Raw genomic sequence first — 25536 nt, 5'->3', positions numbered from 1 at the left:
GGTGTGTGCGCTGTTGGTGTGGATAGTTTCATAGAGTTACGGCGGCTATAGCGGTGGGGAAACGCCCGGTCCCATTCCGAACCCGGAAGCTAAGGTCACCTGCGCCGATGGTACTGCACTCGACAGGGTGTGGGAGAGTAGGACACCGCCGGAACATCATTCGCGAAAGCCCCCGACTTCGGTCGGGGGCTTTCGGCGTTTTCAGGGCACGGAAGACCTCCTGCGCGGCAAGGCTCCTGCGCGCCGAAGTCTCGGACTACCGTGGTGCACATGTCCAGCACCAGGATCGGCAAGCACATTCGCGCACCGCGGTCGACGGTCTACGGCTTGTTGCTGGACGCCGACGCGGTGGCGCGGTGGCGGGTTCCCACTGGAATGACCAGCCACGTCCACGAATTCGAGCCGCGCGAGGGCGGCCGGTTCCGCATCACCCTCACCTACGACGGCCCGACCGACACCGGCAAGACCACCGACCGATCGGACACCTATCAGGGGCGTTTCGTCACCTTGATCCCTGGCGAACAGGTCGTGGAGATTCTCGAATTCGAGACCGACGACCCAGCCGCCGGTGGCGAGATGACCGTCGCCGTCACCCTTTCCGACGCGGCCGACGGCGGCACGGATCTGGTGGCGATCCACGAGGGCCTGCCCAGCGCGGTGAAACCGGAGGACAACGAACTGGGCTGGCGCCTCGCGCTGGCCAAACTCGCCACGCTCGCGGAAACCGGCTCGCTCGACTGAGCGAGCCGGTTCACTGGACCGAACTCGACAGAGATAGTGCTTTCGGTCAGCGCACCGCGTCGTCCACGCGGGGCTCGATTCCGGAGGGCGGCAGCATGTTCCACCGCTCCAACTGCTTACGGATCTGCTCGGCGGCGTCGATATTGAGCGGCCCACTCGTCCACAACGCATACGGCAGGTTGAGGAAGCGACCTTCGGTCACCGCGCGCAGCTGATTGATGCCGGGCTTGGCGCGCAGCATCTCGACCTTCTGCTCGAACGACTGCTTCGGGTAGTCCACGAACATGATGGCGTCCGGGTCGGCCGCGGCCAGCCGCTCCCAGGAGACTCTGGTCCAGGTGTCCTCTACGTCGTCGAGGATGTTGCGCGCACCCGCCGCGTCGAGGATCGCCTGCGGCGCACCGAATTTGCCGCTGGAGAACACCGTGTCGCTGGCGCTGTCGAACAGGAAGACGGTCGGCCTGTGCTCGGGCTGCGGTGCGGAACGCAGGGCGGCGAGCCTGGCATCCAGGTCTGCGGTGAGTTCGGTGGCGCGGTCGGCGCGTCCGGTGATCGCGCCCAGGTTGGTGAGATCGGTGCGCAGCGCCGTCCACGGTTCCACGATTCCGCGCTGGCGTTCGCCCTCGCGCTGGCGGCAGCTCTCGGTGAGCACGTACGCGGCGACGCCGTCCTTGTCCAACGAGTCGGGAGTGAGGTTCTTCGCCTCGTCGTAGCCGTAGCTCCAGCCCGCGATCATGACGTCCGGGCGCTGGGCGAGGACGGTCTCGCGCGCGGGATATTCGGGGGCAACGGATTTCAGTGAGTCGACCACGGGTCCGTAGTGGCGGCGCAGTGTGTCGGCGTCGCGCTGCAGACTGGAGACGGCTACGACCTGGTCTTGGGCCCCGAGTGCCAGCGCCATGGAGATGAGGTTGCCGTCGTTGACGAACATCCGCTGCGCGGGCGCGGGGAACTGGACGTCTCGGTCGCAGTTGTGGACGGTGAGCGCACCCGCCGCAGGGGACTGGTTGCCACAGGCCGCCAAGGTGGCGGCGAGCGTGGCGGCGGCCAGCATTCGGGACGTGTTCTTCATGGTGTCGCCTCTCGCGGGGTGATCAACAGGTGGGTTTCGCCGGTGTCGGGATGCGCGACGCGGGTCGCGCGCACACCGAAGACGGATGCGACCACCTCGGGCCGCAGCGCCGTCTCGGGCGGTTCCGGCGGACGCGCGCGGCCGTTGTGCAGCACCAGGATTCGGTCGCAATAGCGGTCGGCAAGAGCGAGCTCGTGCAGGGCCATGACCACGGTGCGGTTCAGGGTGCGGGCCAAGGCCAACAGCTCCAGCCGATGGGTGATGTCCAGGTGATTGGTCGGCTCGTCCAATATCAGCACTGGCGTGTCCTGCACGAGCGCCCGCGCCAACAGGACCCGCTGCCGTTCGCCTCCGGAGAGCCGGTGCACCGGCCGCTCGGCGAAGCCCGCCAGGTCGACCGCCGCCAGCGCCTCCTCGATCACATGCCGCTCGCGCGGTGACCCGACGCCCCACGGCGGTAGATAAGGCGTGCGGCCCAGCGCCACCACTTCGCCCGCGAGCAGATCGGCGGGCGGCCGTTCGTCTTGGGCGACGAGCGCCACGGTCTTGGCACGCTCGCGCGGCGACAGCTCGTGCAGCGCGCGACCACCCACGTGGACTCGCCCCGCCGTCGGCCGCCGCACGCCCGCGAGCACATGCAGCAATGTCGTCTTGCCGCTCCCATTGGGACCGACGATCCCCACGACTTCCCCGGCTCGGACCGTGAACGACGCGTCCACCACGACATCCCGTCGCCCGACCGCGCACGTCAACCCGGCGGCGTCGATATAGGCTCCTGCTCTCCTGTGCGGGCTCGGTGCGGTGGCGTCCAAGTCGGTGTCGGCTCCTGCTGCCACAGGCGGGCTTGTCGTCGAGGCGTCCAAGTCGTCGGCTTTTGCTGCCACGTTCGGGCTTGTCGCGGAGGCGTCCAAGTCGTCGCTTCCTGGTGTCACGCGCGGGCTTCCTGCCGATGCGTCGAATCGGGCCGTCGCGCGTGCCTCCACCCGCGAACCGGTGGCCGTGTCTTCGCCGCGGGTTGTCCGCTGTGCCGGATCAGGCGACGGTGAATGGGCCGTCGCGTACGGCGATCCGTTGCTGTTCTCCGTCGCATCGCCCATCTCGCCCGTCGACCCCGGTCGAGTCCGGCGTCGAAACAGTCGTCGCCAGGCACCGAGTCGATCGCGGTCCGCTATCGCCGTGAGGTGCGGGCTGACCGGCTCGAGGCGGAAAGCCCGGCCGGGGTGATGCCCGCCGCCTGGGGACGGCGGCACCCGGGCCGCGATCGTCTCGCCTGACAGCCCGCCGTCCGGTGTCGACTCCGATATCGGTGATGTGCCGCACTGAGTTCGGTCGTCGGCTATGGCGGTGGCAGGGGGCGGTTCGCCGTCTCGATGCCGGGCGGGCCGACCTGCGCCGCACGGTTGTGGCTCGCCGACGGTGGCGCGGTTCGCGTCGGTGCTCAGCGGCGTGAGGTCTTCGCCGACCTCGTATCTACCCTCCGCGCTCACGCGTCACCGAACCGGTAGCGCCGACGACCGAGGAGCAGCAGGAACGTGGGCGCGCCGATCAGGCCGGTCAGCACGCCGACCGGGATTTCGGTGGGCGGCACCAGGATCCGGGTCGCGGCGTCGGCGACGACGAGGAACAGCGCGCCGCACAGGGCGCAGACCGGCAGCAGACCCCGGTGGCGCGGGCCGACGAGGAGGCGGGCGGCGTGCGGCACGACCAAGCCGACGAACCCGATACCGCCCGATACCGCGACGAGCACGCCGACGAGCACGGCGAGCAGAACGAACAGCGCGATCCGTAACTGCTTCACCGGAACTCCCACCGACACCGCGGTGTCGGCGCCGAGGGTGAGCGCGTCCAGCCACCCCGCGGCGGCCAGCAGCGCGGCCCCGCAGGCCAGTACGACGGCGAGGGGCAGTCCGAGGGTGGTCCAGTCCGCGCCCGCCAGGCTGCCGAGCAGCCAGAACAGAACCGACTGCGCGGCAGCTGGATCCGAGCTGCGGAACACGAGATAGCTGCTGAGCGCGGCGAACGCGGAACCGAGGACGGTGCCGGTGAGTACCAGGCGCAGCGGTGTCAGACCACCCTGTGCGACGGCGATCAGGAAGACCAGCGCGGCCGCCGCCAACGCGCCGATCAGCGCGCCGCCGGACAGCGCCCATACCCCCGCGCCGGCGAACAGCCCGGAGGTGATCACCGCCGCGGCGCCGACGCCCGCGCCGGAGGACACACCGAGGAGGAATGGATCGGCCAGCGGGTTGCGCACGAGCGTCTGCATCGCGGCGCCTGCCAAGGCCAGTCCCGCGCCGACCACGGCCGCCAGCAGCGTCCTCGGCACGCGTAGCTGCCACACGATGGTGTCCAGCGCGAGGTCGGTGGGAGTCCCGCCGACGAGGCGCATGCGCAGGACCTCGGTCACCGAGGAGACGGGCAGTGTCTCGGCGCCGAAACCGGTGGCGATGATCATCGCGACGGCGAGCAGCGCGCACAGCGTCGGGTTGGCGATCGATGTCCGGACACGGATCATCGGCGGTGCTCCACAGGCAAGTCGCGGCCCTTCCAGAGATGGCTCGGCAGGGGAGGTCTGACTTTCGCCGTGTTGGCGATCACAGTGGCGCGACCGTTCCGGATTCTCACCGGATTCCCGCACCCGCCGGGGATGACGCCAAAACTCTACCGGTCAGTTGGCTTTTCCAGGCGTCCGGGTCGTTCGGCGGTGACTACGTGGCAGCCCTTCGCATCCGTCGATACCGTGAAGAGATGTCGCCGTTGGACGATCGGCACCCGTCCACCGTCACCGACTGGGATGATGCGCGACGGAAGGCTCGGCTCCGGGAGACCCGCCTCGGGCACCGGTGGACGACGTTGCGCCGCACCAGGTTGACACTGCTGCGGGTCGCCGCACTGCTGATACTCGTACTCACCGTGTTCATCCAGTACTGGGTGCACGATGTCGCCCCCGAGCGCGCCAGACTCGCGCTGACCGAGCCCGCGCTGCTCCCCGTCGCGACGCCCGCGCGGGAGGAGAACTGGGACACCGCGGTCGTCGATCTGGTCGGACTGGGCGGCCTGAACGCCTCCGACACGGCGGCGTCGTTGCCCGCGCTGCGGCGGATGGGCGTGGTCTGGGCCATCAAATACGACAATCAGGGCATCGACAGCAAGGTGATCGCCGAGCTCGTCGTCCGCGCCGCGCAGATGTCGGGCGTGCGGAACATCGTGCTCGTCGGGCACAGCATGGGCGGGGTCATCGCGCTGGAGGTCGGGCAGCACATCCATCTGGGCAGCGACCGGCGGCTGGCCGGCGTGCTGTTGGACTGCACCCCCGTCGATCTGAACGCGGTGCGCCCGGAGAGTCGCGGCCGCGGCGAGGACATGCTGCGCTGGATGGGCTGGTTGCCAGGGGCGCGCGAGAGCCGGGCCCTGCGACTCGCCGTGGAGACCTACGCGCGCCGTGAGCGGTTCGTCGTTCGCGCCGCCGATCCGGTGCCGACGATCCGGTTCGGCGAACTGGGCGACGTGCTGGCCGAAGTCGCGACCGAGAAGGTCTTGTCGCGCAACGCCGCGAGCAACGGGCTCATCGAGTCGCAGTTCCTCGCCATCGTCGGTGGCGGCGCGATCGACAATCTGCGCGCGCTGTCCCGTCCGGTCGACGGCAAACCGCGCCCGGCCATCGTGTTCATCCGGCCGCGCGACGCCGAGCGGGACCGTGTCGTCGATGTCGAGTACTCGCACCAGGTGCTCGTCGAGCGCGCGGGCGGAGTGGACGGCAGCCTGCTCGTCGTGCTGCCACGCAACACCGGTCACGCCAACCCGAGGCAGGCGCCGCAGGAGTACAACAAGGTCATCGACCAGCAGGTCATGCCGTTCATACAGCGGTATCTGGATCAGGTGCGGGGGGTGCGTAGTGCCGCGGCGCCGGGTTGATCCAGTGGTGGCGCCGGGTTGATCCGGTGCTGCGGCGCCGGGTTGGCCCAGCGCGTCGGTGGCGGGTTGATCCAGTGCTGCGGCGCCAGGTTGATCCAGCGCCGCGGCACTAGGTTGATCCAGCGCGGCGGCGCCGGGTTGACCCAGCGCGTCGGTGGCGGGCTGGCACAGCGCCGCGCGGTGGTCGGCGGCTGTCGCAGCGCGGCGGCTCCGGGTCGAGTAAGGCACCGCGGTGGCGCGCTGGCACAGTCCCGCGGGAGCCGGGTCGGCAGAGTGCGGCGGTGGTCGGACGGCACAGCGTCGCGGTGGTCGGATAGCGCGGTGGCGCGAATTGAGCACAGCGCGGCAGTGCGGTCTGACACCGGTTCGAATCATGCTGCCGTTAACCGTGTTCGGGTCTGTTTCGTCCTGCTTGACTACCCAGCATGTTTCGACCGAGTACGTTCTTACCCGGCCTCCGTGGCCGCACCACCGCCGCCTTGCTCGCCGTGGCGACCGCTGCGATCCTCGGGCTGACCGGTTGCGCGAAGGACGACACACCGGTCGTCGACACCGCCAATTCGCCGCTGCCGACCGAGGTGCCCGCTGGCACCAAGCTGATCGTCGCCGATCAGCAGGAGCGCCTGCAGAGCGTGCTGCGCTTCTCCGGTGAACTGGACAAGCTGCCGTTCCAGGTGGAGTTCGCCAACTTCGTCGGCGGTCCCGCCATTCTGGAGGCGTTCCGCGCGGGCGCGGCCGACGTGGCGCCGGTCGGCGACGTGCCGCCGATCCACGCGCTGGTCGCGGGTCAGGACGTGCCGATCGTCGGCGCGCAGCAAACGAGCCCCGCCGCATTGAAATTGGCGGTCGCGCCCGGCCGCACCGCGACCACGCTGGCCGATCTGAAGGGCAAGAAGATCGCCTACGCCGAGGGCACGGCACAGCAGGCCGCGGTGTTGCGCGCGCTGGACAAGGCCGGGCTGAAGATCGGCGACGTGCAGCTGGTCCGGTTGCAGCTGGCCGAGTTCCTCGACGCGGTGCGCACCGGCCAGGTCGACATCGCCCCGCTGATCGAGCCGAATGTGACCCGCCTGCTGCGCACGCCCGGCACGTCGGTGATCTCGGACTCCGAGACCGCGGGCATCTACGGCGGACTGGCCTACCTGTACGCGCGGCGCGCGGTGACGCAGGATCCGGCCAAGTCGGCCGCGGTCGGCGCACTGGTCGGCGCTTATGTCCGGGCCTACCAGTGGGTGAACACCCATCGCGAGGAGTGGGCGCAGAAGTACTACGTGGACAACCAGAAGGTCAGCCCCGAGGACGCGCGGCGCATCGTGGAATCGCTGGGCACCTACACCTTTCCGCACCTGGACCAGCGGCTCGTCGACCGGCAGCAGTCCACCATCGACGCCATCGACGCCGCGGGCGAACTGCCCGAGAAAGTTAGCGCCAGCAGCGGTTTCGACCTGCGCTACGACGCCGTCGTGACGCGCGCGGTCGCCGAATCCGGCGCTTCCCACGAACCGAAGGAGCGGTGATGGCGACACTCGAAGCGGGCGTACTCGGCCGATTCGGCAGGGCGACGACAGCGCCCGTCGAACTTCAGGCGCGCGGCAAGGTGTCGCGGCGCAGGCTCGGTCCCGGCAAGCCGATTCCGTTCGGCATCGCCCTCGGTCCGACGCTGCTGGTGGCGGCGTGGGTGATCGGATCCGCGACGGGCACACTGGATCCGGACACGCTGCCCGCGCCGTGGACGGTGGCGCAGACGGCAGGGGACCTCCTCGCCGACGGTCGCTTGCAGTCCAATCTGCTGACCTCGGTGCAGCGCGCCGGTCTCGGTTTGGGCCTCGGCGTCGCCATCGGCGTGGTGCTCGCGCTGGCAGCGGGGCTGAGCCGCGTCGGAGAGGCGGTGCTGGACGGTCCGATTCAGATCAAGCGCGCGATTCCGACGCTGGCGCTGATCCCGCTGTTCATCGTGTGGTTCGGCATCGGCGAGGAGATGAAGCTCATTGTCATCACCACCAGTGTGCTGGTGCCGGTGTACATCAACACGCACGCGCACCTGCGCAGCGTGGACGCCCGATACGTGGAACTCGCCGAGACCGTTCAGCTTTCACGGTGGGGCTTCATCCGCCGCATCGCACTGCCCGGCTCGCTGCCCGGTTTCTTCATCGGCCTTCGCCTCGCGGTCACCATCTCGTGGCTGGCGCTGGTCGTGGTCGAACAGGTCAATGCCACCAGCGGCATCGGCTACCTGATGACGCAGGCGCGTACCTACGGCCAGATCGACGTCATCGTGGTCGGTCTGGTGATCTACGGCCTGCTCGGGTTGTTCGGCGACATCGCCGTGCGCGCACTGGAAAGGAGGACGCTGGCATGGCGCCAGACACTCGCGGACTGAATGTGGTCCGTGCCCGAAACCTCAGCCGCGGCTTCGGTGACCGGGTTGTATTGCGCGGCATCGACCTCGACATCGCTCGCGGCGAATTCGTCGCGCTGCTCGGTCGCAGCGGCTCTGGCAAGAGCACCCTGCTGCGCGCGCTGGCCGAATTGGACGACGACGTGCCGGGTTCCGGCGATCTCGCGGTGCCCTCGGAACGCGCCGTGGTGTTCCAGGACTCGCGGTTGCTGCCGTGGGTGCGGGTGCTCGACAACGTGACACTGGGCCTCAGCGGTGCGGGTTCGGCGGATCGAGGCCGCGCGGCGCTCGCCGAGGTCGGCCTCGGTGGCCGTGAGAAGGCCTGGCCCAAGGAGCTTTCCGGCGGCGAACAGCAGCGCGTGGCGCTGGCCCGCTCGCTGGTGCGCGAACCCGAGCTGCTGCTTGCCGACGAACCGTTCGGCGCGCTCGACGCGCTGACCCGGATTCGGATGCACGCGCTGCTGCAGGAGCTGTGCGCCAAGCACAAGCCCGCGGTGCTGCTGGTCACCCACGATGTCGACGAGGCGGTGTTGCTCGCCGACCGCGTGCTCGTCCTCGACGCCGGCCGCATCGCCATCGACCTGCGCATCGAGCTGGAACGTCCGCGCCGCCACAGCGATCCGGAGTTCATCGCGGCGCGCGAGCAGCTGCTCGCCGGGCTCGGTGTCGACCCCCTTGTCAGCGCGGCCGGTGACGCGGCCGCCTCCCATCTTCACGAGGAAGAGAAGCAAGCCTCATGACCGAGCGACCGCGCCAGCTGAGCCTGAACGCGTTCATCTACCCGTCCGGCCACCACGAGGCGGCCTGGCGGCACCCGCAGAGCCGTCCCGACCGGATCTACGACGTCACCTACTACCAGGAGATCGGCCGCACCGCCGAGGCCGCGAAACTCGACGCGGTGTTCTTCGCCGACGGACCGGCCCTGCGCACCAATGTCGCGCACAACGCGGCGCCCGGCCTGGAGCCGATCACGCTGCTGACCGCGATCGCCGCGGCCACAACGCGTCTCGGCCTCATCGCCACCGCGTCCACCACGTACTACGAGCCCTACAACCTGGCAAGGCTGTTCTCCAGCCTCGACCACATCTCCGGCGGGCGCGCGGGCTGGAACATCGTCACCACCGGAACAGACCTGGCGGCGGCCAACTTCGGCCTCGACCGGCATCCCGGCCACGCGGAAAGATACGCCCGCGCACGGGAATTCGTCGACGCCGTGGTAGCGCTGTGGGACAGCTGGGAGGACGATGCGATCCTGCTCGACCAGGCCGCGGGCGTCTACGCCGATCCGGACAAGATCCACCGCATCGACTTCGAGGGCGAATACCTCAAGGTGCGTGGACCGTTCAACGCGGCGCGTACACCGCAGGGCTACCCGGTGCTGGTGCAGGCGGGCGCGTCCAATGACGGCCGGTCCTTCGCGGGCCGCTACGCCGAAGCCATCTTCACCGCGCACCAGCGGCTCACCGACGCCCAAGCCTTCTACGCCGATATCAAGGCCAAAGCACGGGAATTCGGCCGCGACCCCGACCAGGTGAAGATCCTGCCGGGAATCAGCCCGTTCATCGGTGACACCGAGGCCGATGCCAAACGGCTCGAGCGCGAGTTCAACGAGCTCACCGTGCCGGAATATGGCCTTGCCCAACTGGAGAGCATCGCGGGCAAGAGCCTGCGGCACCTGGCGCTGGACGAGCTGGTCCCGGTCGAGGAGTTCGACGGCGCGGGCGACGTCACCGACAACGGGCAATCGCGGCTGCAGGTGGTGGCGGGCATCGTGCAGCGGGACCGTCCGACGCTGCGCGGGTTGCTGCACAGGTTGGCGGGCGCGCGCGGGCACCGGGTCTTCGCCGGAACCCCCGAGCAGGTCGCCGACACCATCGAGGAGTGGTTCCGCAATGGCGCGGCCGACGGATTCAACGTGATGCCGCCGTACTACCCGGGCGGACTCGAGGTCTTCACCTCGACCGTGGTGCCGATCCTGCAGGAGCGCGGGCTGTTTCGCACCGAATACAGCGGAACCACGTTGCGCGACCACTTCGGTCTCGCGCGGCCGGAGAGCCGGTTCGCCCGTCGCCCGGCGCTCGCCCGGTGAGCGGGGCGGACAGCGACTGTTCCGAGCATCGTCCGACCGTCGGGACGGCGGTTGTCGCGGGACCGTGGACGCACTCGACAGCCCCGGTGCGCAATCGGATTCGTTTCGGTCGCGCGGCACGCGACTCGTCGGCGGGTGAGCTGCGCCGCGCCGGTGACGAGCTCCGCCGCGGGCTGCGTCGTGCCGTCTCGGCACGTTTCGAATCCATTGGGCGGCAGAGGGTTACGCTGGGTGTGGTGGCGTGTCGATGCGGTGTCCGCGTGGATGCTCGGCGGTCGGGGCGGTGAGCGGGGAACTAGCCGAAAAGCCCTCGCTCGCCTCGGACCCGGTGCGGCTGCGCAGCCTGACCTGGTCCGTGTTCGTGCCCATGGCGTTGTACGGCACCGGCTTCGGTGCGGCCGCGCCCATGTACGCGTTGCGTGCGCTGGACCTCGGAGCGTCGGTCGGGCTGGCCGGTGTGATCGTCGCGCTCGGTGGGCTCGGAATGGTGCTCACCGACCTGCCCGCCGGGCGCATCGTCGCGCGGATCGGTGAGCGCGGCGCGGTCGGTCTCGGTTCGCTGCTCGGACTGCTCGGCGTACTCGCCGCCATCTTCGCGCCGAATCTGGTGGTGCTGGCCGCGGGCATGCTGCTCAACGGCGCCGCGGGCGCGGTATGGGGGCTGGCCCGTCAGTCCTACATCGTGGCGGTGGTGCCGCCCGCCGATCGTGGGCGCGCGCTGTCGACGCTGGCGGGCGCGCACCGGCTCGGGTTCTTCTGCGGACCGTTCCTCGGGGCGGGGCTGGTGCACGGGATGGGACCGAACGGGGCGCTGTGGTTGCAGTGCGCGACGACGGTGCTCTCGGGTCTGGCGATGGTCGGCATCCGCGGTGTCGACGGGGAACAGGACGCGGGCGCGCACACCCTACGGTCCGTCGTCGTCGAAAACCGCAGGCTGCTAGGGACTTTGGGGTCGGCGGCGTTGTTGACCGGCGCGGCGCGCGCCTCCCGCCAGGCACTGCTGCCGCTGTGGGCGGCGCACATCGGACTCAGTCCAGCGACCACCAGCCTCATCTTCGGCGTCGCCGGTGCGGTGGACGTGCTGATGTCGTACCCGGCCGGTGTGTGGCTGGACCGGCGTGGCCGCCGTGCCACCGGGGTGCCGTCCATGCTCTGCTTCGCGGCGGGCTACGCCGTGCTGCCGTGGACGGACACCGCGCTCACCATGGGGGTCGCGGCGTTGCTGCTCGGGCTGGCCAACGGGATCAGCAACGGCCTGATCATGACCGTCGGCGCGGATGTCGCACCGGAAGGGCGTCGCGCGGAGTTTCTCGGCGCGTGGCGGCTCACCCACGACGTCGGCATGTTCGCGGGGCCGATCGCCGTCGGGGTGATCGGCTCGGTGGCCGTGCTCGGCGCGGCGGCTCTCGCACTGGCGTTCTCCGCGGCGGCGGGCGCGGTCGCGATGCACCGCTGGTTTCCCGGGGTAGCAGGTCGACTGCGGACGAAGTGACGTCCGCGGGTGCGACACCGCTGGCGACCAGTGCCGCGTCCAGAATGGTCGGCGCGACAGCCGACCGAAGGTCACCTTCATCCGGTCAGACCAACTGGAAGCGACTTTCATTCACCCGCCCAGTGCACCGACCGAGGGCGACCTTCCTCGTGGTGGGCCGGTGACGGTGGCCTTCGGTCGGATCGGGTGGCGTCGGACGCTTGCCCCGCTCAGCGGATGCGGCTGCCCAGCAGGTGCCGAACGCCCGCGACGAACAGTTGCAGGCCGAAGTCGAAACGGGCTGTCGCGTCCGGGGTTTCGTCGATCGGAGTGCCGTCCTCGGGCAGTGCGCCCGCCGAATCCATCTGCATGCGGGACTGTTCGTCGACGGTCTGACCGAGCACGTAGTACAGCAGGGTGAACGCGGCCAGCTCGGCCTCCTGGCGCGGCATGCCCGCGCGAATGGCGGCGCTGGCGAGGCGTTCGCGGCCCTTGCTCGTGGTCAGTCGGGAGGCGTAGGTGGACGAGACCAGTTCGGCGCCGTCGCGGTAGGCGAGCAGGCAGTCGCGCAGCCGGTGCGCGAGCTCGGAGATCTGGCCGGACCACTCGTCGGCGGTCACCGGATCCTCCATCGGCGCGAGGATGCGGTCGGCGACGGCGCCCAGCAGCGCCTGCTTGTTGGGGAAATGCCAGTACAGCGCGCCGGGCTGTACCTGAAGCGAACTCGCCAGCCTGCGCATCGTCAGATCGGCGAGGCCGTACTGGTCGAGAATGGCGATGGCGCCGTCGACCACGTCCGCCCTGTGCAGTTGCACCCGAATTCCTCCCCGTCGTGTTTTGACTCACTCCTACCGCTACCCTAGCCTGAACACCGTTCAAGTTGCACGGCCACCTCGGGCGCGAGGCGCGTCGTCGCCGACAGGCAGTTCAGCCGAAGGGATCCGTCCAGTGACGCAGGCACCCGTTGACACCGATATTCTCTCGATCGCCCGCGAGCAGGTGCTCGAGCGTGGCGAAGGCCTGACCCAGGAGCAGACACTCGCGGTGCTGCGCCTCGGCGACGACCGGCTCGAGGAGCTGCTGTCGCTGGCCCACGACGTGCGCATGAAGTGGTGCGGTCCGGAGGTCGAGGTCGAGGGCATCATCAGCCTCAAGACCGGCGGCTGCCCCGAGGACTGCCACTTCTGCTCGCAGTCCGGTCTGTTCCAGTCGCCGGTGCGCGCCGCCTGGCTCGACATCCCGAGCCTGGTCGAGGCCGCCAAGCAGACCGCCAAGACCGGCGCCACCGAGTTCTGCATCGTCGCCGCGGTGCGCGGACCGGACGAGCGGCTGATGGCACAGGTCGCCGCGGGCGTCGAGGCGATCCGCAACGAGGTCGACATCCAGGTCGCCTGCTCGCTGGGCATGCTGACCCAGGAGCAGGTCGACCAGCTGGCCGCCATGGGCGTGCACCGCTACAACCACAACCTGGAGACCGCCAAGTCGCACTTCCCGCAGGTCGTCACCACGCACACCTGGGAGGAGCGCTGGGACACCCTGCGCATGGTGCGTGAGGCGGGCATGGAGGTGTGCTGCGGCGGCATCCTCGGCATGGGCGAGACCCTGGAGCAGCGCGCCGAATTCGCGGCGCAGCTCTCCGAATTGGAGCCCGACGAGGTGCCGCTGAACTTCCTCAACCCGCGCCCCGGCACCCCGTTCGGCGACCTCGAGGTGCTGCCCGCCGCCGACGCGCTGCGCGCCGTCGCCGCGTTCCGTCTCGCGCTGCCGCGCACCATCCTCCGCTTCGCGGGCGGACGTGAGATCACCCTCGGTGATCTGGGCGCCAAGCAAGGCATACTCGGCGGCATCAACGCCGTCATCGTCGGCAACTACCTGACCACCCTCGGTCGCCCGGCCGAAGCGGACCTGGATCTGCTCGGTGAGTTGAAGATGCCGATCAAGGCGCTCAACGAAACGCTGTAGGGCCCGGCCATGAGTACTGTCATGGATATGGACGAGCGCTACAACCCGTTCACCGGCAAACGGATCGTGCCCGGTCTCGACGACGCGGTGCCCGCCGCGGCCGCGCTCGGCCTCGAGCCGCCGCGGTTCTGCGAGCAGTGCGGGCGCCGGATGATCGTGCAGGTGAGTCCCGACGGCTGGTGGGCCAAGTGCTCGCGGCACGGCGTGATCGACTCGAAGAGTCTGGAACACCGCTAGTGGCGGCCGTGCGGGCGCGGGGTGTGCGGACCGAGGCGGGCGTCGCGCTGCTCGTCTTGGCCGCCGTCGCGGTGTTCAGCGTGCTCATCGGCGTGCTGTGGGGCTTCCTGGCGCCGACCGAACAGCTGCTCGTCACCGAACCGGGACGCGGCGCGCCGCTGACCGGCGAGAGCACCCATCAGTTCGACGCCGTCGCGCTGTTCGTCTGCGCGGGCGCGGTGACCGGACTGCTCACCGCCGTGGCGGCCTGGCGGCTGCGCACGGTGCGCGGGCCGCTGCTGCAACTCGGGCTGGTGTCCGGCTCGCTGATCGGCGCGTATTTCATGGCGCTGGTGGGGGAGACGGTCGCGGAGCTGCTGCACCCGCGTCCGGACGACCCGCCCGTCGGCCAGATCATCGAGCTGCCAACGCAAGTCGGCACGGCGCTCGCGTTGGTCGTGCAGCCGCTGGTGGCCTCGCTGGTGCTGTTGTTCCTCGCGGCGCTCAATCCGTCGGAGGATCTGGGCACCGGCTACGGCAGCGCATTCGGTCGTTCGCGCCCGAGCGAGCCGTTCACGCCGATCGGGTTCGACACCGCGGGGGCGTTCCCGCCGTACGGGAGCTCCTACGGCGGTTACGATCCGGCCGCCGAGGGCGGGACGGATTCGGTGCCCCGCCCGGCTCGCTGACACGTCACCCAACCGTTGTCTCTCCGCGCTGTTTTGGTGCCTCTACCACGTAAAATGGTGGAAAGCATGGCATTCGGAGAGGAACGGGTCGTGGCGTTCATCGGTGGCGGTCCGGTCGTCGAGGAGATCGACGCGAAGTTCTGGCGGCTGTCCGAGCCGCTCGTCTATCGGGGTGACGTTCAGGAATTCACCGTGCCCACGGGCTTCCGTACGGACTTCGCCTCGGTGCCGCGCGCGCTGGTCTGGCTCATTCCCCGCTACGGCGCCTACACCCGCGCCGCCATCCTGCACGACTATCTGCTGCGCTCGCAGGAGGTGAGCAGCGCCGACGCCGACGGCCTCTTCCGGCGCTGCCTGCGCGAATTCGGCATTTCGGTGCCGCGGCGCTGGATGATGTGGGCGGCGGTGCGCTCGGCGAACCGGTTGGACGGCGCGAGCCCGCGCGACTGGGTCCTGTTCCTGCTGATCGCGGTGCCCTCGGTGCTGTTCCTGGCGCTGCCGGTGATCGTGGTGACGCTGTTCCTGTGGTTGTTCTGGCTGGTGGAGCTGGTGTTCTGGGCCGGTGGGCGGCTCGCCACCCGCACGCCCGCCCCGCCGCCTAAGCCGCAGATGAAAACGGCCTGAACGCTTTTCGGTGCATCACGTGCGGTGGCAAGCTCACGCGCGATCCCGCTCCATGCACCGCCCGATTCGCGGATTCGCTGCGGCAGGCTCGCGCCGCGATCGCGCTCCATGCGCCGCCCGCCGCGGCAGTACACGGTCGAAAAATGGGTGGAGCACGAACGTCGCCGTGGATACCGTGATCCGGCAACCGAACAGGCGAGCCCAGGGGAGGAGGTGACGACCATGCACGCCCGGCCGCACACCGCACCGCACCCCGACACGTCCCGAACCCCCGCCGAACGCCCGGATCTCACCGCCTGGCGCCGCCGCTACGAACTACGCCGCTCCAACGCCGCCCAGCCGATCCCCGGCAAACGCGATTACCGCCGCACCCCGAAACACCGAAACCGTTCCCACGAAGCATGATTCGCCTCGGCGTAGCGAAGTTCGCGGCTGGATGACCGGTTCATGGTCCGGCAGCTCGGGGCGCTTCAGCGCCAAGCGGCGACGAGATCTTCGGGACCCCAATGCATCGCCAGCGGGAGTTCGGCTCCGAGACCTGCGCGGGATACCGCGACGAGCGGGGTGCGAGGGTCGGCTCCAGGCACCGAGAGTATTGCCCGGGCGAGGGCGTCGTAGTCGTGGCGATCGAACGGGCGATCCTCCAGCCACTTGATCGATCCGAGGAAGTGGACGGCACCGGCGACCGGCTCACGATCAGCGCCGACGAGATCGATCTCCGGATTGTTCTGCCGGTTCCACCACCCACCGACCGCCTCGGCATCGGGCCAACGCTCATCGGGCAGCAGGCGCAGTAGCGATTCGCGAATCAGTGGTTCGACGGCACGTCCACGCCAGGCCGTCCAGGATCGTTCGATACGCGTGCGAGCGAGATCGCCGCGGCCTCGTTCGATCAGAGGGATTCCGCGCTGTAGGAAGGCAAGCCAGAATCGAAGGTACGAATCGGCGATGCGGTAGCGCTTGTTCTTGCTGTCGGGTTTGGTCGACAGCGGGATGTCGGCCGCGACGATTCGTTTGGATTGCAGGGTATTGAGCAGCGGCGCCAAGGTTCCGGCGGGCAGCGCGCCCACTCCGCCTGCCTGCGCCGCGATGGTGCTGAAAGTGCGCTCGCCGCTGCCGACCGCCTCGAGCACCGCGCGCGATCGCGAGGCTTCCGGAAACTCGCCGAGCAGCGTCAGTTCGCCTGCCACGAGCAGCGGTGACAGCGGGTTGTCCGTCGAAGCGCGTAGGAAGTCGACCCTGCTCATGCCGGGCCGCCACGACTGAACGATCTCTGGGAAGCCGCCGGTGATCAGCAGAGCGTCGATGGCACCGGCCGCGTCGAGTTCGGTCATCGCCTGAACGTCGGCCAGATGGAGAGGTTCGACGGTCATTTTGGCGGCTCGCCCGAAGAACGGGCGCTCGCGGGACTGCAACGCCTCCATCACCGAGATATCGCTGCCGACCAGAATCAGGAGAACGGGCTTGGCCGACAGATGGCGGTCCCACACGGTCTGCAGCGCACCCTCGTACTCGCCGTCCTGATCGACCAGCCATGGCACCTCGTCGATCACCGCGATGGTGGGAGAGTCGTCGGGGATCGCAATGGCCAGGGCACGCAGCGCTTGGTTCCAGTCGGTGGCCTGCAGGCCGGATACCAGTTCCGCGTCACCGAGTGTGGAGTGGGCGACGGTGGAGATGAAGTCGGCGCGCTCGGCTACCGGGTTGCGCGCGCGGGTGGCCTGGAAGACGACGTAAGGGAGCTTCGAGCGATCGCAGAACTCCTGGACCAGCCTCGACTTCCCGACCCGCCGACGGCCGGTCAGGATGACCGCTCGACCGCGTGTGGCCCCGGCCTTCTCGGTGACGAGCTCGCGCTGTCGAGCGAGAATGTCGAGGTCGGCGGCTCTTCCCGTGAACTCCACTAACCCTCCAGCGGATAAACATAGATGAAATCATACTTAGATTGATTCTAACTTAGATTAGTGCGATGAATTAAAGCTTACTCGGCTCGGGGGCGGAGGGCGGCGAATTCGTCGGTGACGCGGAGGCCGGAGTCGCTGAAGCGGTAGACGGCGGCGGGGCGGCCGCCCGCGCGGCCGGGGGCGGCGGTGGCGCCGGTGGGGGTGATCACCTTGCGGCGCGCGAGGACGCGCTGGAGGTTGGTGGTGTCGACGTCGTAACCCAATGCCGCGCAGTAGATTTCGCGCAGCGTCGACATGGTGAACGCGGACGGGGCGAGTGCGAAGGCGATGTTGGTGTAGGAGAGCTTGGCGGCCAGCCGGGTGCGGGCGTGGTCGACGACCGTGCCGTGATCGAAGGACATCGCGGGCAGCGCCGAGACCGGGTGCCACGCGGTGTCGGCGGGCAGTTCCGGTTCGGCGGTCAGCGGGACGAGGCCGAGATAGGCCGACGCGATGCGGCGCGGGCCCGGCACGCGCTCGGGATTGCTGAAGACCGAGAGCTGCTCCAGATGCGTCAGCTCGCGCACGTCGACCTTCTCGGCCAGCTGGCGGCGCGCGGAGGCGTCCAGATCCTCGTCGTCGCCCAATCGCCCGCCCGGCAGCGACCAAGTGTCCTTCTGCGGGTCGAGCGCGCGCTCCCACAGCAACACCGCGAGCTCGGTGCGCTGATCGGGCGGGCACGGGCCCATGACACCGCTCGCAGCGCTCTGAACTGCGCCTTTATTTGTGGGGAAGCGGCGAACCTGGAACACCGCGGTGAGCGATTCGTGGATGGTGCTACTATGGGCCACGTTTTCGATTGTAAGTCGAAAACCTGGTTGAGTGCGAATCGGCGGTGTTGCCGGCCGCACGAGGAAGGGAGCCATCATGGCGACGACGGGTGCGAAACTGGCGCCTCCGCTGATGGGGCAGGTATTCGACGGGCCCTCGGGCTACACGGGTGTCGCGGCGACGCCCGAGTGGGCGCAGGAGGTCAAGCGTCTGGCGCGGGAGCGCAACGCGACCATTCTCGCGCACAACTACCAGCTGCCCGAGATCCAGGACGTGGCCGATCACGTCGGCGACTCGCTGGCTCTGTCGCGGATCGCGGCCGAGGCGCCCGAGGACACCATCGTCTTCTGCGGCGTGCACTTCATGGCCGAGACCGCGAAGATCCTCAGCCCGGAGAAGACCGTGCTGATCCCGGATCAGCGCGCGGGCTGCTCGCTGGCCGACTCGATCAGCGCCGCCGAGCTGCGCGCCTGGAAGGCCGAGCACCCGAACGCGGTCGTGGTGTCCTACGTGAACACCACCGCCGAGGTGAAGGCGCTCACCGACATCTGCTGCACCTCCTCCAACGCCGTGGACGTGGTCGCCTCCATCGACCCCGACCGCGAGGTGCTGTTCCTGCCCGACCAGTTCCTCGGCGCGCACGTCAAGCGCGTGACCGGCCGGGAGAACATGCAGATCTGGGCGGGCGAGTGCCACGTGCACGCGGGCATCAACGGCGACGAGCTCACCGAGCAGGCGCGCAGCCACCCGGACGCCGAGTTGTTCGTGCACCCCGAGTGCGGCTGCGCCACCTCGGCGCTGTACCTGGCGGGCGAGGGCGCGTTCCCGGCCGACCGGGTGCACATCCTGTCCACCGGCGGCATGATCGACGCCGCGAAGGCCGCCAAGTCGAGTCAGGTTCTGGTCGCCACCGAGGTCGGCATGCTGCACCAGCTGCGCAAGGCCGCGCCCGGCATCGACTTCCAGGCCGTCAACGACCGCGCCTCCTGCAAGTACATGAAGATGATCACCCCCGCCGCGCTGCTGCGCTGCCTGGTGGAGGGCGCCGACGAGGTGCACGTGGATCTGGAAACCGCGGCGCTCGGCCGCAGTTCGGTGCAGCGGATGATCGCGATCGGCAATCCGGGCGGCGGCGAGTGAGCCGACGCCGACGACATGCGGCGGGCGCGTAGCGGCGCCGCATGACCTCGGCGGGCGCGGCGATGTTCGCGCCCGAGCTCGGAACGAGAGGCTGGCGGAGATGAATGCTCCGGTAATCGAGTGGGAGGCCTCGGCCGACCTGGTGGTGGTCGGCGGCGGCGTCGCCGGACTGACGGCGGCCCGCACCGCGTCGCTGCGCGGGCTGCGTGTCCTCGCGCTCAGCAAGGGCGGCCCGATCGACACCTCCACCCAGTACGCACAGGGCGGCATCGCCGTCGTAGCGCCGCACGGTGATTCGATCGAATCGCACGTACGGGACACGGTGGAGGCGGGCGCCGGGCTGTGCGAGACGAGCGCGGTGCGCGCCATCGTCGAGGGCGGGCAGGCGGCCGTCGCGGCGCTGACCGACCTCGGCGCGGTGTTCGATCTCGGTCGCGACGGCCAGATCTCGCGCACCAGGGAGGGCGGGCACAGCACCCGCCGCATCATCCACGCGGGCGGCGACGCGACCGGCGCGGAGGTGCAGCGCGCGCTCAACGCGGCGGGTCTGCCCGTGCTGTTCGGCGCGGCGGCCTGCGAGGTGGTCACCGGCCCGAGCGGGGTGCAGGGTGTGATCGCGGTGTCCGACAAGGGTTTCGGCGTGGTGCACACTCCGGCCGTGCTGCTCGCCACCGGCGGGCTCGGCCAGCTCTACGCGCTGAGCACGAATCCGCCCGGCGCGACCGCCGACGGCGTCGCGCTCGCGCTGTGGGCCGGTGCGGCGGTCGCGGATCTGGAATTCGTGCAGTTCCACCCGACCGTGCTGTACACGCCGGGCGGGCTGGGGCGGCGGCCGCTGATCAGCGAGGCGGTGCGCGGTGAGGGCGCGACTCTCGTCGACGCCGAGGGCAATCCGGTGACCGCGGGGGTGCATCCGCGCGGCGATCTCGCGCCGCGCGACGTGGTCTCCAGGGCTATCGCCGAGCGGATGCGCGAGCTGGGCACGGATCACGTCTTCCTCGACGCGCGCTCGATCGATGGTTTCGCGCAACGTTTTCCGACGATCACCGCCTCCTGCCTCGCCGCGGGGATCGACCCGCGCGCTGGTCTGATTCCCGTCGCGCCCGCGGCGCACTATCAGTGCGGCGGCGTGGTCACCGATGCGCACGGCCGGACCGGGGTGCCCGGGCTGTACGCCGCGGGAGAAGTGGCGCGGACCGGGTTGCACGGCGCGAATCGGTTGGCGTCCAACAGTCTTCTCGAGGGTCTGGTCGTCGGCGAACGGGTCGGTGCGGCGGCCGTGGAGCGCCTGGGCGCGCCCGCGGAGGTCACCGACGTGCGGCCACGCACCATGCCGCGGGCGCCGCGCGCGGCGCTACAGCAGGCGATGACCGCGCACGCCGCCGTGGTGCGGGACCGGGACGGGCTCGCGAGCGCGACGGCGACCTTGGAACGCGCTGTGCTGCGCGGCATGTCGAGCCGGTTCGCCGGTGACAGTGTCGTCGTGCCGCCCGCGCCGGAGGACCTGGCCGCCCGACGGATCGCCGAACTGGAGGACGGCGCGCTGACGCTCACCGCCCGCGTGCTGCTGCTCGCCGCGGCGGCCCGCACCGAAAGCCGCGGCTGTCACACGCGATCCGATCATCCGGAGTCGAACGAGGCGCTGCGGCACAGCATTCCGATTCGCCTGGACGCCGACGGGCGACCGGACGTCTTCCTGGTCGGCGGCTCACCGGAAGGGGAGTCGCTGGCTTCCCGCCTGGCCGACGACCCCGAGGCCCCGGCGCTGACCCTGGCGATTCCGTGAACCCCGATATCGACTTTCGCCCGCGCCCGTCGCGGGCCGACAGAGTAGGAGTGCGCTGATGGCGCTGGACGCCGCACTGGACCGTGACGAGGTGCTCGCGCTCATTCGCACCGCGCTGGACGAGGACCTGCGCTACGGACCGGACGTCACCACGATGGCGACCGTGCCCGCCGACGCGGCGGTGAAGGCCTCGGTGGTCTCCCGTCAGCCGGGCACCGTCGCGGGCATCGACGTGGGGCTGCTCGTGCTCGACGAGGTGATCGGCGCGAGCGAATACGAGATCACCGAGCGGGTGGCCGACGGGACCCGGGTGCACGGGGGTGACGTAGTCCTCGGCGTCGTCGCGCCGACGCGCGGGCTGCTGACGGCCGAGCGCACCATGCTCAATCTGATGTGCCACCTGTCCGGCATCGCCACCGCCACCGCGGCGTGGGTCGACGAGGTCGAGGGCACCAGGTGCGCGATTCGCGACAGCCGCAAGACGCTGCCCGGCCTGCGCGGCCTGCAGAAGTACGCGGTGCGGGTCGGCGGCGGGGTGAACCACCGGATGGGGCTGGGCGACGCGGCGCTGATCAAGGACAACCACGTCGTCGCGGCGGGTTCGGTGGTCGACGCGCTGCGCGCGGTGCGTGAACTGGCGCCGGATCTGCCCTGCGAAGTGGAGGTCGACAGCCTGGAGCAGCTCGACGCCGTGCTCGCCGAGAACGTGGAACTGGTGCTGCTGGACAACTTTCCGCTCTGGCAGACCCAGGCGGCCGTGCAGCGGCGCAATGCCGTCGCGCCGGAGACCAAGCTGGAGTCCTCGGGTGGGCTGACCTTGGAGATGGCGGCGGACTACGCGCGCACGGGCGTCGACTACCTCGCGGTGGGGGCGTTGACGCACTCGGTGCGGGTGCTGGACCTCGGTTTGGATATGTGAGCGGGGTACGGCCGCGCCGAGAGGCGCGTGCCGACCGTCGCTGAACGCTCGCCAGCAATCCGATCGCAAATGGGGGTCGGCATTCGTCGGCAAAAGGCGCAAACTTACTCGTAGAACGGCTTGACGCGGTTCATCCGACTGCCATTGTCACCGGGACGCGGTGGCGCGCCAGCTAACGAGTGGAGGTCCGCAATGTCCATGTCATCGACGGTGGAGGAATGCCTGCGCGACGCGGGCGTCGAATACGAGGTCGTGCGTCATCCGCACAGCTACACCAGCGCCCATACCGCGTCGGTGGCCAATATCCCCGCCGATCGTCTCGCCAAGACGATCATGCTCGAGGACGATCAGGGCTACGTCGGCGCGGTGCTGCCATCGACCCATCACCTGCGCCTGTCGAAGCTCTGGGCGCAGACCGGACGGCATCTTGTCCTCGCCAAGGAGTCCGAACTTCGCTCAGTCTTCAAGGACTGCGAGGTCGGCGCGATCCCGGCCGTCTGCACCGCGTACGGCGTGCAGACGCTGATGGACGAAAGCCTCACCACGGTGCCCGACGTCTATTTCGAGGCCGGGGACCACGAGGAACTCGTCCACCTGCGTACGGATCAGTTCATGCGGCTGATGGAGCGGGCGGAGAAGGCGCACTTCTCCAAGCGTGGCGGCGGGCCTCCGGAGTGAACCTCGCGCGTCCGCTCGGCTAGGTCCTGGTCGGCCCGCGCTGATCAGAGGGCGCGGACCATCGTTCGCTGATACACCCGCTTGCCCTGATAGCGCAGGCCGGGGACCAGCGGCGCCGTACCGTGCTCGGTGAAGCCCATCCGCTCGAAAAACCTTACGGCGCGGGCGTTCTCGACGAGAGTTTGCAGGTGGCAGCCGGGGGATCCGGCCGCGGCGGCGTGCTCGAGGAAGCGCTCGATCAGTCCGTCGGCCGCGCCGGTGCCCCGGCCCTCCTCGGCCACGTTGATGTGCAGGTGTGAGGGCCAGCGCGGGTCGGTGAAGTCGCCCGCGGTGGGTCGGCGGCGCAGCTTCGCGCCCAACGCGTCGAGTGCGGCGCGCACGAAGAACGCGGCGGGCCCACGCCGGAACACCAAGCGGTACCGGCGAATCGCCGCTTCGATGCGCTCGTCTTCGGTGGGGAACGCCGCGCTGTCCACGCAGCCCGCGAGATAGCCGACCAGCGCGCCGTCTCGCACCGCGACGAACAGCGAGCGCGGTTCGATGTCCAGATAGGGGTCGAGGTACACCGCCGCCTCGGATTCCGCGTGCCCCCAGAGTGATTCGGTCGGCGCTCCGGAACCGGCACGGCGGGCCAGGGCGCGTAGTTCGTCGCGATCGGGCTCGGTGAACCGGCGAATCTCCACGGCATTCAACGTACCGCCGCGCGGTGTCTGCTCGCAGTCGGCGGATCGGCGCGGGTATCGGCTCGCCGGGTGCCGGGTGCGGGGTCGGCGGATCGGCGCGGCGTCAGCTCGCCGAGTGCGGGTCGGCGGATCGGCGTGGGCGTCGGCTTGTCGAGCCTGCGGTCGGTGGATCGGCGTGCGTCAGCTCGTCAAGCTCGTGGTCAGTCGCCGCAGCAGTGTCTCGAACTGATCCAGGATCTCGGGCGGGTACTCGGCGAGGATCGCGTCCTGGCGTTCGTTGCACGGGCGGAAGAATTCGTCGGCCCGCTCCTTGACCTGCCCGCTCGTGCGCAGCGTGACCACGCGCCGGTCGGTGTGCTCGCGGGTGCGGGTGATGTATCCGGCGTCTTCCAGCCGGTTGAGCAGTGAACTCATCGCGCCCGAGGTCAGCGCGATGCGCTTGCTCAGCAATGCCGGTGAGATCGGCGTGCCGAGCGTCTCCGCGGAGGTGATCTCCCGCAGCGCGAAAGCGTCGGTGGAATGCACGCCGAGTTCCGCGGCGAACCGGCGGCCGAGCTCGGCGAAGCTCGCGCCGTAGGACAGCAGGACGTCGGCGAGTCGTTCGCGTTGCGCCGCAGGGTCGTTCGACACCGGCACTCCTTTCCTCGATGGGCACGAGCGCGCCCGCACAAATTGACAACTTACCCCGGCGCGGAATACCTTCATCATAAAGTAACTTGATGATGGAGGTAAATTGCCGACCGAAACCGATACACCTCCCGCCCGGCACTGGTTCGGGCTGATCGCAGTCTCGTTGGGTGTCGCGCTGATCGTCGTGGACCTGACGATCGTCAACGTGATCGTCGCCCCGATCATCGACGACCTGGGCATCACCTCGATCGAGGCGCAATGGATCCAGGAGTCCTACGCCATCGTCTTCGCGGCGCTGCTGTTGGTCACCGGTCGCCTCGCCGACTTGTACGGTGCGCGAAGGCTTTTCGTGATCGGACTGGTGATCTTCGGCGTTACCAGCCTGCTGGCCGCCGCGGCGCCGAACGGCGGCGCGCTCATCGCCGCGCGCTTCCTCCAGGGCGTCGGCGGCGCGCTGATCCTGCCGACCTCGCTGGCCTTGGTGAACGCGGGCTTCGCGGGTCCGGCGCGCGCCAAGGCGTTCGCGATCTGGGGTTCGACGATCGGCGCCGCGGCGGCGGTTGGTCCGCTGCTCGGTGGCTGGCTGGCCGACTTCTCGTGGCGGTGGGCGTTCGGCATCAACATTCCGCTGGTGCTCGTCATAGTGGCTGCGGTGCTGCGGTTCGTGCCTGATCGGCACGGACTGGCGCAGTCCGTCGACGGTCCCGCGCACGACCGGCGCGGACGTGCGCCGCGGGTCGGCGGAGGTGTGGATCTGCGCGGTGCGGCGCTGTCGGTGCTCGGCCTCGGTCTGCTGTCGTTCGCGTTGATCGAGGGGCGCCACTACGGGTGGGTGCGCACGATCGAGCCGCTCGTCGTCGGTGGGGTGGCCTGGCACGGTGGGCCGTCGCCGGTGCTCGTCGCGTTCCTCGTGGCGATGGGCACGCTGGCGCTCTTCTGGCGGCGGCAGCGGAGGCTGGTGCGGACGGGTGGTGAACCCCTGCTGGACGTCCGGCTGTTCGGGATCGTCTCGTTCCGCAACGGCAATGTGGTCACGCTCGTGGTGGGCGTCGGTGAATTCGGGATCATCGCGGTGCTGCCGTTGTGGATGCAGTTCACCCTCGGCTATACGGCCTTCCAGACCGGGCTCGCCCTCGCCGCGCTGGCGGTCGGCAGTTTCGTCGCCAGCGGGGCCAGTTTCGGGATGACCGCGTCGGCGATGGCGCAGGTGCGCATCGGCCTGGTGCTGGAGGCCGCGGGGCTGGCCTTGCTCGCGCTCGTCGCGGCCACGGACACGCGATGGTGGGCCATCGTCCTCGCGCTGTTCGTCTACGGCGTGGGCGTCGGCTTCGCGACCGCGCAAGTGACGAACGTGGTGCTCGCCGAAGTGCCCGGCGAACGCGCTGGCCAAGGGTCGGGCATCCAAAGCGCGGCAAGGGAACTCGGCTCCGCGCTCGGCATCGCCGTGCTCACCACGCTCTTCTTCAGCGTGCTCGGCAGCGACCTGCGTGACCGTCTGGCGGACACGCCCGCCGCCGACAGCCTGACCGACGCGGTCACGGCCAGCGCCGGATCGGCCATCCCCGCGCTGGCCGCCGACCCCGCCACCGCCCCGATCGCCGAGGCCGCCCGCGAGTCCATGTCCTCCGGTCTCGCGCTCACCGCCTATGCCTGCGCGGGGCTGCTCCTCGTGGCCTTGGCCACGACCGCATCCATCCGCAAGCGCGCAGAGCCGGTCTCGACACCTGCGGTCGACGAAGCCGCCGCCCCCTGAGTTCGGCACATACTCGTCACCCGCCTCGCAGGGCGGCAAGCCTGGTGAGGCGGGTG

Annotated in this window: 25 protein-coding genes, 1 rRNA gene and 1 riboswitch; of the genes, 18 read left to right on the top strand and 8 right to left on the bottom strand. The window is 69.6% G+C overall.

The window, feature by feature from the left end:
• Window positions 1–37: 37 nt before the first annotated feature.
• Together rrf and ABZV58_RS33320 are read left to right on the top strand one after the other, a co-directional pair.
• A 5S ribosomal RNA gene (gene rrf / locus ABZV58_RS33325) occupies window positions 38–154 on the top strand.
• Window positions 155–270: 116 nt separating this feature from the next.
• Window positions 271–741 (top strand): SRPBCC domain-containing protein, encoded by a 471-nt coding sequence (locus ABZV58_RS33320; RefSeq protein WP_355004160.1) that lies wholly within the window; start codon window positions 271–273, stop codon window positions 739–741.
• Between the two features lie 46 nt (window positions 742–787).
• Here the strand turns inward: ABZV58_RS33320 and ABZV58_RS33315 are convergent, their stop codons facing one another.
• The 3 genes from ABZV58_RS33315 to ABZV58_RS33305 all read right to left on the bottom strand — a co-directional run bounded on the left by ABZV58_RS33315 (window position 788) and on the right by ABZV58_RS33305 (window position 4328).
• Window positions 788–1813 carry an ABC transporter substrate-binding protein gene (locus ABZV58_RS33315; RefSeq protein WP_355004159.1) on the bottom strand — a complete coding sequence of 342 codons (1026 nt, stop codon included), beginning with the start codon at window positions 1811–1813 and terminating at the stop codon, window positions 788–790.
• A complete protein-coding gene (locus ABZV58_RS33310) occupies window positions 1810–2745 on the bottom strand; it encodes an ABC transporter ATP-binding protein (RefSeq protein ID WP_355004158.1) in 936 nt (311 codons plus the stop codon). Before ABZV58_RS33310 ends, ABZV58_RS33315 begins: the two co-directional genes overlap by 4 nt.
• A 551-nt stretch (window positions 2746–3296) precedes the next feature.
• Window positions 3297–4328, bottom strand: a complete 1032-nt coding sequence (locus tag ABZV58_RS33305; RefSeq protein ID WP_355004157.1) for an iron ABC transporter permease — start codon at window positions 4326–4328, stop codon at window positions 3297–3299.
• Between the two features lie 54 nt (window positions 4329–4382).
• A riboswitch (cobalamin riboswitch) is annotated at window positions 4383–4447 on the bottom strand.
• Window positions 4448–4561: 114 nt separating this feature from the next.
• Here ABZV58_RS33305 and ABZV58_RS33300 point away from each other — a divergent pair.
• From ABZV58_RS33300 to ABZV58_RS33275, 6 genes are all read left to right on the top strand, one after another.
• A complete protein-coding gene (locus ABZV58_RS33300) occupies window positions 4562–5728 on the top strand; it encodes an alpha/beta hydrolase (RefSeq protein WP_355004156.1) in 1167 nt (388 codons plus the stop codon).
• Between the two features lie 425 nt (window positions 5729–6153).
• Complete coding sequence (locus ABZV58_RS33295; protein ID WP_355004155.1) at window positions 6154–7245, top strand: ABC transporter substrate-binding protein; 1092 nt, start codon at window positions 6154–6156, stop codon at window positions 7243–7245.
• The gene (locus tag ABZV58_RS33290) at window positions 7245–8108 is read left to right on the top strand and encodes an ABC transporter permease (protein WP_355004154.1); all 864 of its coding nucleotides are present in this window, start codon (window positions 7245–7247) and stop codon (window positions 8106–8108) included. The genes ABZV58_RS33295 and ABZV58_RS33290 overlap by 1 nt, the downstream gene beginning before the upstream one ends.
• Window positions 8084–8866 (top strand): ABC transporter ATP-binding protein, encoded by a 783-nt coding sequence (locus ABZV58_RS33285; RefSeq protein ID WP_355004153.1) that lies wholly within the window; start codon window positions 8084–8086, stop codon window positions 8864–8866. The genes ABZV58_RS33290 and ABZV58_RS33285 overlap by 25 nt, the downstream gene beginning before the upstream one ends.
• Window positions 8863–10215 carry an LLM class flavin-dependent oxidoreductase gene (locus ABZV58_RS33280; protein WP_355004152.1) on the top strand — a complete coding sequence of 451 codons (1353 nt, stop codon included), beginning with the start codon at window positions 8863–8865 and terminating at the stop codon, window positions 10213–10215. Before ABZV58_RS33285 ends, ABZV58_RS33280 begins: the two co-directional genes overlap by 4 nt.
• A 283-nt stretch (window positions 10216–10498) precedes the next feature.
• On the top strand, window positions 10499–11707 hold the full coding sequence (locus tag ABZV58_RS33275; protein ID WP_355004151.1) for an MFS transporter: 1209 nt from the start codon (window positions 10499–10501) through the stop codon (window positions 11705–11707).
• Between the two features lie 209 nt (window positions 11708–11916).
• Here ABZV58_RS33275 and ABZV58_RS33270 read toward each other — a convergent pair whose 3' ends face one another.
• The gene (locus tag ABZV58_RS33270; protein WP_355004150.1) at window positions 11917–12501 is read right to left on the bottom strand and encodes a TetR/AcrR family transcriptional regulator C-terminal domain-containing protein; all 585 of its coding nucleotides are present in this window, start codon (window positions 12499–12501) and stop codon (window positions 11917–11919) included.
• A 133-nt stretch (window positions 12502–12634) separates the two neighbouring features.
• Between ABZV58_RS33270 and bioB the strand changes: the two genes are divergently transcribed.
• The 5 genes from bioB to ABZV58_RS33245 all read left to right on the top strand — a co-directional run bounded on the left by bioB (window position 12635) and on the right by ABZV58_RS33245 (window position 15582).
• Window positions 12635–13648, top strand: a complete 1014-nt coding sequence (gene bioB, locus ABZV58_RS33265; RefSeq protein WP_355004149.1) for a biotin synthase BioB — start codon at window positions 12635–12637, stop codon at window positions 13646–13648.
• A 9-nt stretch (window positions 13649–13657) separates the two neighbouring features.
• Window positions 13658–13885, top strand: coding sequence for a hypothetical protein (locus ABZV58_RS33260; protein WP_097248370.1), 228 nt, complete (start codon window positions 13658–13660; stop codon window positions 13883–13885).
• Window positions 13886–13908: 23 nt separating this feature from the next.
• Window positions 13909–14553, top strand: a complete 645-nt coding sequence (locus tag ABZV58_RS33255) for a DUF2567 domain-containing protein (protein WP_355004148.1) — start codon at window positions 13909–13911, stop codon at window positions 14551–14553.
• 66 nt (window positions 14554–14619) lie between these two features.
• Complete coding sequence (locus ABZV58_RS33250) at window positions 14620–15177, top strand: DUF1353 domain-containing protein (RefSeq protein WP_355004147.1); 558 nt, start codon at window positions 14620–14622, stop codon at window positions 15175–15177.
• Between the two features lie 222 nt (window positions 15178–15399).
• Entirely contained in the window at window positions 15400–15582 is a 183-nt protein-coding gene (locus ABZV58_RS33245; protein ID WP_355004169.1) for a hypothetical protein, read from the top strand.
• A 65-nt stretch (window positions 15583–15647) separates the two neighbouring features.
• Here ABZV58_RS33245 and ABZV58_RS33240 read toward each other — a convergent pair whose 3' ends face one another.
• Together ABZV58_RS33240 and ABZV58_RS33235 are read right to left on the bottom strand one after the other, a co-directional pair.
• A complete protein-coding gene (locus ABZV58_RS33240) occupies window positions 15648–17081 on the bottom strand; it encodes an ATP-binding protein (RefSeq protein ID WP_355004146.1) in 1434 nt (477 codons plus the stop codon).
• Window positions 17082–17158: 77 nt separating this feature from the next.
• Window positions 17159–17911: an NUDIX domain-containing protein gene (locus tag ABZV58_RS33235; RefSeq protein ID WP_355004145.1), complete on the bottom strand. Its 753-nt coding sequence runs from the start codon at window positions 17909–17911 to the stop codon at window positions 17159–17161.
• A 76-nt stretch (window positions 17912–17987) separates the two neighbouring features.
• On the opposite strand from ABZV58_RS33235, the gene nadA reads away from it, so the two are divergent.
• The 4 genes from nadA to ABZV58_RS33215 all read left to right on the top strand — a co-directional run bounded on the left by nadA (window position 17988) and on the right by ABZV58_RS33215 (window position 22414).
• Entirely contained in the window at window positions 17988–19031 is a 1044-nt protein-coding gene (gene nadA, locus ABZV58_RS33230) for a quinolinate synthase NadA (RefSeq protein ID WP_355004144.1), read from the top strand.
• Window positions 19032–19131: 100 nt separating this feature from the next.
• Window positions 19132–20817, top strand: a complete 1686-nt coding sequence (locus ABZV58_RS33225; protein WP_355004143.1) for an L-aspartate oxidase — start codon at window positions 19132–19134, stop codon at window positions 20815–20817.
• 58 nt (window positions 20818–20875) lie between these two features.
• On the top strand, window positions 20876–21736 hold the full coding sequence (gene nadC / locus ABZV58_RS33220; protein ID WP_355004142.1) for a carboxylating nicotinate-nucleotide diphosphorylase: 861 nt from the start codon (window positions 20876–20878) through the stop codon (window positions 21734–21736).
• A 192-nt stretch (window positions 21737–21928) separates the two neighbouring features.
• Window positions 21929–22414 carry a YbaK/EbsC family protein gene (locus ABZV58_RS33215; protein WP_355004141.1) on the top strand — a complete coding sequence of 162 codons (486 nt, stop codon included), beginning with the start codon at window positions 21929–21931 and terminating at the stop codon, window positions 22412–22414.
• A 44-nt stretch (window positions 22415–22458) separates the two neighbouring features.
• Here the strand turns inward: ABZV58_RS33215 and ABZV58_RS33210 are convergent, their stop codons facing one another.
• Entirely contained in the window at window positions 22459–23097 is a 639-nt protein-coding gene (locus ABZV58_RS33210; RefSeq protein ID WP_355004140.1) for a GNAT family N-acetyltransferase, read from the bottom strand.
• A 180-nt stretch (window positions 23098–23277) separates the two neighbouring features.
• Window positions 23278–23727: a MarR family transcriptional regulator gene (locus ABZV58_RS33205; RefSeq protein ID WP_355004139.1), complete on the bottom strand. Its 450-nt coding sequence runs from the start codon at window positions 23725–23727 to the stop codon at window positions 23278–23280.
• A gap of 103 nt (window positions 23728–23830) precedes the next feature.
• Here ABZV58_RS33205 and ABZV58_RS33200 point away from each other — a divergent pair, with 103 nt between their 5' ends.
• Complete coding sequence (locus ABZV58_RS33200) at window positions 23831–25480, top strand: MFS transporter (RefSeq protein WP_355004138.1); 1650 nt, start codon at window positions 23831–23833, stop codon at window positions 25478–25480.
• Window positions 25481–25536: the final 56 nt, after the last annotated feature.

The organism is Nocardia sp. NPDC004654, assembly GCF_040609595.1.
Lineage (GTDB): Bacteria > Actinomycetota > Actinomycetes > Mycobacteriales > Mycobacteriaceae > Nocardia.
The sequence above is the reverse complement of the archived record's forward strand: the minus strand, read 5'-3'. Positions and strand labels throughout refer to the sequence as shown.